We start from the raw sequence: 7,293 nt of genomic DNA on the forward strand, positions 1-7,293 counted from the left end.
GGGGACGTCACTGCTCCTGCCCTCGGTGTCGATGCCGAGCATCCTCGGCGGTCTAGTGGCCTTCGGCGTGATCATCGGCCCGGCCTACGCGCTGGCCATGGAGCGTGAGGACGGCACACTCCTGCGCGCCAAGGCACCGTCGGCAATCGGGGTCCCAGGTGGAAGCGGCTCGCCAGGAAGCCGTTCAGTGGGTGCGGTAGACGCGCCGATCCAACCTTGCTGATTCCTGCCGGGTGCTCAGCGACCAGGCGCACCAGAATTCTCGAGGTGATTGGAAGCCAGAACCTGTCTGGCTTCGGCGGTGACCTGTGTTGAGGCGACCTGAACCCAGGAGGTGCCAGTTCGCACTTCACCAGTTTCGGTCAGCCGCCGCCAGGTTCGGTCTCGATCGCCGGCACCGTGCAGGTAGACCAACCTCTCGGCAGACGCGCCGATGAGGTCCCGCAGGGTTGTGCGGTCGGCCGGGTCCATCAGCACGGCAGGTGGGCGTAGAGCGTGCCGCCCGGATGGCTGATCGTTTCGGCTCCGTATAGCCGCCACCGCGCTACGGTCGGGGCGGTGTGCTGATCGGCTTCGAACACAGCACGTCCGGAAAGCGGGGCGGCTGGCGATGCCGCGGCGACTCCGCGACGCCGTCATAACCGGGCCAGGCGAACTGCCGTATGTGAGTCACGGCATCATCCTCGCCGTGACCGCCACCCGCCCGACGAGGGACGAGCCGGCTGGCATGAAGCGGTGACCCAGCACTTCGACCGTCGGCCCGGTACGCGCCTACTCGATGTCGGGGCGGGCACCGGCGTGTGGGCGCGGGCCTTCACCGACTGGTTCGACGGCATCGAGGTCATCGCCGCCTAGCCGGCCGAGGCCGTGCGCGCACGCTGCCTGCACCCACAGGTCCTGGTGGGGGAGGTGGCCAACATCCCGTCGGCCGCGTCGACGCGGCCTGGCTGTCCACCGTCGTCCACCACGTGCCGGACCTGACCGCTGCCGCCCGTGAGCTGCGGCGCGTTCTGCGCCCCGGCGGCCCGGTGCTGATCCGATCCACCCTCGCCGGCCGCCACCATGCGATCACGCTGTTCGGGTTTCTTCCCGGAGGTCGTCCGCGTGGTGGACAGGTACCCCAGCGTCGACGATGTCGAATCACCTTCGCCGCCGCCGGCACCTGCTTCCTCTACGACTCCGACCTGGAGAACAAAGCCAAAAGCCCAGGTCAGCGAGTTGTGCATCGTCGATGTCGGCAATGAAGTGCCGAAGCTCTACGCGGCAGGGGATTTCGGAACGTTTGCCCAGGTCAGCCGCTCGACGTCCGAGGAAATCGCTACGAATTCGCTAGGTCGATTCGCTGATAGCGATCAAATAGCGCCTCGCGGGGGTCCATCGAACCCCGCAACCACCCTTCACCGCCGGAGTCTGTATTACCCGCCCGTTAGAGTCAGTCCCCGCAAGCGGCGCGGCCCCGCTCCTGGCAGAGCGGGACCGCAAACGCCGCTCCAGCGCGTCCAGGCATGGATACGGAGGAACAACGAAGATGACAGTAACCAACAAGGCAGGGGCCAGCCAACGTTGGCGGCTGCCGGTCACGACCAACCGTGTGGTCGTGTGGGCGTTCACGTCGCTGGTCAGCTTGGCCGCGTTGAGCGTGGGAGCCACCAGCCAAGGCACGATCCAGTTCGCCATGTTCCTCGTCGCCGCCGTCGCGACGGCGGGACTCATCACGACCTTTGGTCGCCGGCGGCGCCGCGTTTGACGAAGGACTCGGGGTCGGGGGATGCGTTCTGATACGTCGTCAGAGGCAATCCCTACCAGTGCCTCTGCGTCGAGGCCAACTACTGCTCTACGGCCCGCCGTGTCAACGTTTCTAGTCGTAGGCGGCACTCATCGCGTCACGGACAAAGTGCTGCCTCCATCCGCACGGACCCATCGTCGTTGCGGGTGCCGTTCTCGACGAACCAGGCGACGTTGGAGACCTGACCCCAGGCGAACGCCGCGGAAGGAAGCTCGACCTGCTTGCGCCACGCCCGCGCGTACTGCCCGGACTCGTACGGGCTGGTGAAGTTCCCGTACCGGCGGATCCGGTCGCACCAGCGGTCGATCTCCCGCATCATGTACGGCTGTCCCGTCACCCGCCGCACGGTCGACCGACGATCTTGACCGTGACCCGGTCGGCAATCGCTACAGGTCCAGGCTGTCGCCCACGGCACCTGCCGCGGGAGCATCCACTTCGGCATCACCGTGCCGGCGGGGTTGGTCCGTTTGGCACCCTCGTTCGCCGCGTCGTTCGCCCGGACCAGGTCCTCGCGCATGTGGTCGGCGTGCCGTTGCAGTTCGTTGGCCCGCTGGAGGGATTGCTCGTCGTAGTCCGACGAGTACCGCGCTAGACGGAGGCTAATAGACACCACCCTGGCCGGGGATCGCCGCGGAAAACGGAACCACCGCGTAAGGCGGTTGGTGGTCCAAGGGCGGCGAACCGTTCTTCGCCGGCGGGTGGCTCGTCCCGAGGGCAGTGCGACGCCCGCACTATTCGGCGTGCTTTGCAACGCACCGGCGCCGCCTTGGCTTGCTCCCCGGCCACGTCCCCCTGCGATTCAACGCGTTCAGGCTTCGCAGGGGCAGGCTCACGTTTGCGCCTACGCCGCGGCATCGTCAAGGTGGTCGTTTCTTCATCGTCCGTCAACGCCAACTCCACAAGCGTTAGCTCCGCTGGCAGCTTGTACCCTCGGCGATGTCCTCGCGCAGGCGCCGACTCTCGGTACGGATGGCCTCGCGGGTCTTGGCGGAGAAAGATCCGGACCGTCGCCGAGAAGACGGCACGGCTAGAAAGCTGCGGCAATGGAACCCTCCGACGCGGGCCGAATCCGCAGCCTCGCCTGTCCAGATCGGTACTGGCACAGCTTGCTTTGGGGATCCGGCTCCACCTCGTGCGCTGCGAGGCAACCGGCGGCCTTGGGCCGGAGCCCGCGGGCTGCGGGATGCCATTCACAACATCCATCGAGTCTGCCATGAGGGGGCCGCGCGATCGCGGTCGCGACCACACCGTCCGCCCGACGAGCACTCAACCTGGACGATCAGCTGCTGTGCTCCGTCCAGGTCGCGGCGACCCGATGGCCTCGGCGCACGCCGCGGCCAAGCTCGCTCTTGGCGTTAGAAGCCGATATGAAGTGCCCGGGCGTTAGCGTCAACGCAAATTGCTCGTCCGCACAAAGGAGGGGTTGTTCTCAACGTCCAACTCAGTCACCTAGCCACTTTCGCGTCGTCGCACCTATATGCATGCGAAACATCTCTCGCCAGCCCCGACGCTCATCCGTGGTGCCGGCGCTGTTCTCGGAGGTGGGCATTGACAGAATGGAAGCACGAACGATGACCGTCATTCGAACACTTCGGAGCAGTACTGCCGCGCTAGCCTGCCTGGCAAGCGTGGTCTTGTTACTCATCGCGACGTCAACGCCAGCCACTGCTGCACCCCCCGGGCTAAATCCGGCCCGTCCCGCCGGCACCGCGGCCGCACCGACGACCTCGACAGATCTGACGTCGCAAGCAGTCATAGGCCACAGGTGCCAAAACTTCGGCGCCACTGTGGCGGGTTACCGCGCCGCTCATTGCGCTGCAGTCAACGAGTTCACCAACAGTGCTGGGAATGTGGCATACCGGGGCCAGGGCCAGGCGTTTTGCCAGCGGGCGTCCGACGGAGTCATCGTACAGTGCGCTGGTATCTCGCAGACTATTCAGATCTACGACTATGCCACCGACCGACTCAGCGCGGAGAGCAATTTCAGGTGTGGACGCTATGTCAACCACAACCCAGCGTGCCCAGCCGGACGATTCCAAAACGTTGGTGTGGGAATGACCCGCAGTTGTCCTGGCAGTGAGATGTACGGCGTCGTCCTTACGACAGTCATCCTGCCGGGGTCGGGGTCGACCCAACGCAGTGACGACTACTTCTTCTCATCCCCAATGTTCGTGGACTGCACCTGACGTCTCCTTCGAGCCCGTTGAAGTCCGTACCTTGATCGCTGCCGCCGGTCGCGGTGGGGCCAGACGGGTCCCTCCGCCATCGTCTGGCCGAATGCCGGCCCCGCCGCCCACCGGCGTGGCCGGCATTCGGATGGCCCGTCCTCGGTCTGCCGTGATTCGCGCTGTGACGGTCGAGACCCTGTTGGCGCTGACGGTGGTGCCGAGCACCGGCGTGGGTACGGCACCACGCATAGCGGCCTGAATCAGGGCCGGATCGAAGTGCAGCGGTTCCGGACGGCATCGCCAGGCTGCCACCGCAGCGATCAGCCGGTTCCGTTCCGCATCGGCGTTCGCTTCCGTCTGCGACGTTTTGAGGCGGATGTGGGTTGGCGGCGCCGCCATCAGCCGTGCTCGCGGATGAACCACCCAGGCCGTGATGCGGTCTTCTGATGGCTAGCCGGGCGCGCGTTCACGGCGGCGGTTCTGTCTCGCCATGCCCCACGTGCCGCTTGCGCGACCGCTGCGGAGGAACGGCAGGATCGTTCGGTACCAGACCGTCGCGGTGGGCTAAGGGCGCCAGATAGCGATGCAGGTTCAGCTTCGCGTGGATCGTAGCCGGCGGCGTCTGGGCCGCTCGATAGGCCAGGTCCTCCAAATAGATCCACAAGTTGCTCCTACGTTGCCGGCGCTCCTCTAGCACGAAGGGCTCGACTGCCTCCCAGATACGTCTGGCGTGGATGCCATTGGAACCCATGACGAGTTCTTCCTTGACGATCCCATGGGCGACCAACTTGCCCAGGTCGTCGTACAGCCCGGCTACCGCGCGAACTTGCGATCGCGTCTCCAGCGGCAGCGCGGTGTATGCGGAAACCTCAGGAAAATCCTTGTTGAGTTGGTAGAGAACGTACTGCTGGGCCTCGAACGGCGAGAGAGGTGACAGAGATGGCGATAGTGATAACAGTGATCACCGTCTGCGAATCCACATATGCAGAATAGTCGATCCACACCAGCGCTCTCACTCTCGCGATCATGCCGGACGGCGCATCACGACCCGTGCGCGCCGTTGCACGCCTCAGTTGTTGAACTCGTCGAGGTCGCGGACGCACAGTCACGGCGATCGCTTATGTCGTCGTCGCTGGCAGTAGCCCTCGGCCCGACGGTATGCACCTACGCCGACCTGCTGCGGGACCGTCGCGGCGACTTAACCTTGATGTGGGCGACGAGCATCGCACAGACGTGTCGGATCTGGCGGCCGGCTAGGTCGATCTAGTGCGGCGACGCGGTTTGGTTTCGCTCCGCGAGCGCTTGAGGTTCAGTAGCTGCTTGGGCATGATGACCGCGTAGAGCGGGGCCAGGGGTCGGCCCGGACCTTCAACCGACGTAGCCGCTCTACGAGATCGTGAGGCTACCGGCCTGTGCCGGATCGGGCGGCGTGCTGAAGGCGTCTTCGGCGTGGTCACCGGCTCCCACGACAGCGGAACCAACCAAACTCCGGTACACCATTCATCTCGGATCACTGGAAGACGGAGGCTCTCACAGGCTGAAGAACAAACGCCGGGTCAGGGGCTCGTTCGGCCTACTGGTCGTCCTAGCCCTGTTCGCCGCCCCGCTTGCCGGTGGCGCGGCCCAGGTGAACCAGGGGCGGGGCGAAGCTCGTCGCCCAGTCGCAGGCGGCGCGGCTCAGCGGGGACAAAGGCGCACTGTTGGCGGACGCGGACCCGGCGCCGCCGACCAGCGCCGCGACGAACAGTTCGGGGGTGAGGGTGTTCCAGGATCGGGCCCTCTTCGCCTATGACTGTCCCACGTACGCCGCGGCCTGTTACTGCACCGGACTCGTCGGCACCGGCCTGCGGACAGTGCAGGTCGGTTGCGGTTTCGTTGGTCTGGGCGGCTCTCCCGTCATGGACAACGTCCACTCGCTCAAAAACCAACAAGGCGTCTCAGTGTCGCTTTACAACTGGAACGGTCGTGGTTACGAGCTGAAGGGCCGGGTCGCCGCCACAACCCGGGCACGGGCAACTTCCACGCCAACGTGAGAGACGATATCGCGAACGTCTGGTGCTGAACCGCCCCATGGCCGAGCGGAGTCCCCAGGACGGCGGCCGACGTCCTCGTGACCCCTGCCCGGGGGCCACGAGAGCGGCAACGCGGCCAACGTAATCGGCCGATACGCGGGCGAGAGATCGCGATCCTGTGGTGAGTTGGAACCCGATCTCCGCCGTTGAACCCGAAAGCACGCCAAAAGGGGGACCGCGACGGTCCCCTTTCCTCGCGCTTCCGTCAGGACATTCAGGTCTTGGGCGGCGACGATTTGCTCCAAAAGCGCGGGCCTCCGCGTGGTGATGTTAGGAGCCAAGGGGATTATCGAGGGTCGCGCTCGTTGCCTGCCAGATCAGAAGTCAGCTCGCTGATCCGTCGGGGTCTTGATACTCAATCGGTTCTCCGACGGTCGGGTCTATCTGAAGCGTTGGCTCACTGCCCTCGCCGAGGGTGTCACACACGCCGATTTTCTTTCTGCCGGTGCTGTAAACCTCAACCCAAGCGTAGCCCCGATAGATGCCCGCATATCTGATTTCGTCTTCCCAATAGCCGATCATCACGTCGTCGGCGGCCCCTTGGGCGACGACACGCCCGTCGTGTATGGACGAAGGTGTTCGAGGCGGCTGGGCAGCGTGAGCGGCCGTTGCGGCGGCGGACGACGCGAGCAGGGCGAGCACCACTGCCCCAGGTACAACACGTAACCCGAACATACATAATCTCCTTGAAAGCCCGGAAAGCGGTGAACAGCACCTGAACGGCTCGCGAAATGCGCGGGCATCATTGAGGAGTCTGCCCTTGCAGAAGCGCAACAAGCCGTTCTGGCCGTCACCCTCGCCGTCGCGGGCGTCCTCGGCTTCTCCTGCGTGATCTACGCCCTCTCAGACCTGTGTGTCGAACGCGCTCGGCGCCAACACCGAGACGTTCGCGCCGATCGAGGTCACCGGCGCCGCGACTCCCAACGACACCTCGGACGACAACCTGATGCCAAACCGATTCCGGCATCGTCCAGCAGGACGATGCCCCGCCGTGTGCGCGGATTCCAGGACGGTTGGCTACTACGCGCCATCGACGATTTTGCGCCCTCGGCCGGCGCCTACGAGATCGATCTGAAAAGCGGTGACTCTGAAGTCGACCACGCCGCTGTGCTGCCGGGGCCTGGAATTCACCACAACGTGGACGGTGACGCTCGACCCGACGCGTTCCAACTTTCACGCAGGAGAACGGCAGCACCTTCAGCCTGAACACGCGCGGTCCTGACGTGATCGGGCTCCTGACCTTCCGCCTCACCGCGGTCGGTCTCGG

At 65.2% G+C, this 7,293-nt stretch carries 5 protein-coding genes and 2 pseudogenes; 4 read left to right on the plus strand and 3 right to left on the minus strand.

All coding sequences use genetic code 11. The features are described 5' to 3' along the window. From Asi02nite_RS40535 to Asi02nite_RS42175, 3 genes and pseudogenes are all read left to right on the plus strand, one after another. Window positions 1-223 (plus strand): annotated as a pseudogene (locus tag Asi02nite_RS40535) (hypothetical protein); the annotation flags it as partial. 470 nt (window positions 224-693) lie between these two features. Next, window positions 694-1,143: pseudogene (locus tag Asi02nite_RS42170) on the plus strand (class I SAM-dependent methyltransferase); the annotation flags it as partial. Window positions 1,144-1,597: 454 nt separating this feature from the next. Further along, window positions 1,598-1,747 carry a hypothetical protein gene (locus tag Asi02nite_RS42175; protein ID WP_239127706.1) on the plus strand — a complete coding sequence of 50 codons (150 nt, stop codon included), beginning with the start codon at window positions 1,598-1,600 and terminating at the stop codon, window positions 1,745-1,747. Window positions 1,748-1,883: 136 nt separating this feature from the next. On the opposite strand, the gene Asi02nite_RS40545 is transcribed toward Asi02nite_RS42175, so the two are convergent. Further along, window positions 1,884-2,123: a hypothetical protein gene (locus Asi02nite_RS40545; RefSeq protein ID WP_203719363.1), complete on the minus strand. Its 240-nt coding sequence runs from the start codon at window positions 2,121-2,123 to the stop codon at window positions 1,884-1,886. A 2,297-nt stretch (window positions 2,124-4,420) separates the two neighbouring features. Then, window positions 4,421-4,912: a DUF4760 domain-containing protein gene (locus Asi02nite_RS43050; protein WP_444541788.1), complete on the minus strand. Its 492-nt coding sequence runs from the start codon at window positions 4,910-4,912 to the stop codon at window positions 4,421-4,423. Window positions 4,913-5,654: 742 nt separating this feature from the next. On the opposite strand from Asi02nite_RS43050, the gene Asi02nite_RS40550 reads away from it, so the two are divergent. Continuing rightward, window positions 5,655-5,987 (plus strand): hypothetical protein, encoded by a 333-nt coding sequence (locus Asi02nite_RS40550; protein WP_203719364.1) that lies wholly within the window; start codon window positions 5,655-5,657, stop codon window positions 5,985-5,987. A gap of 363 nt (window positions 5,988-6,350) precedes the next feature. Here the strand turns inward: Asi02nite_RS40550 and Asi02nite_RS40555 are convergent, their stop codons facing one another. After that, the gene (locus Asi02nite_RS40555) at window positions 6,351-6,701 is read right to left on the minus strand and encodes a hypothetical protein (RefSeq protein WP_203719365.1); all 351 of its coding nucleotides are present in this window, start codon (window positions 6,699-6,701) and stop codon (window positions 6,351-6,353) included. Window positions 6,702-7,293: the final 592 nt, after the last annotated feature.

The sequence above is a fragment of the Asanoa siamensis genome, from assembly GCF_016862555.1.
Taxonomy (GTDB): Bacteria; Actinomycetota; Actinomycetes; order Mycobacteriales; family Micromonosporaceae; genus Asanoa; species Asanoa siamensis.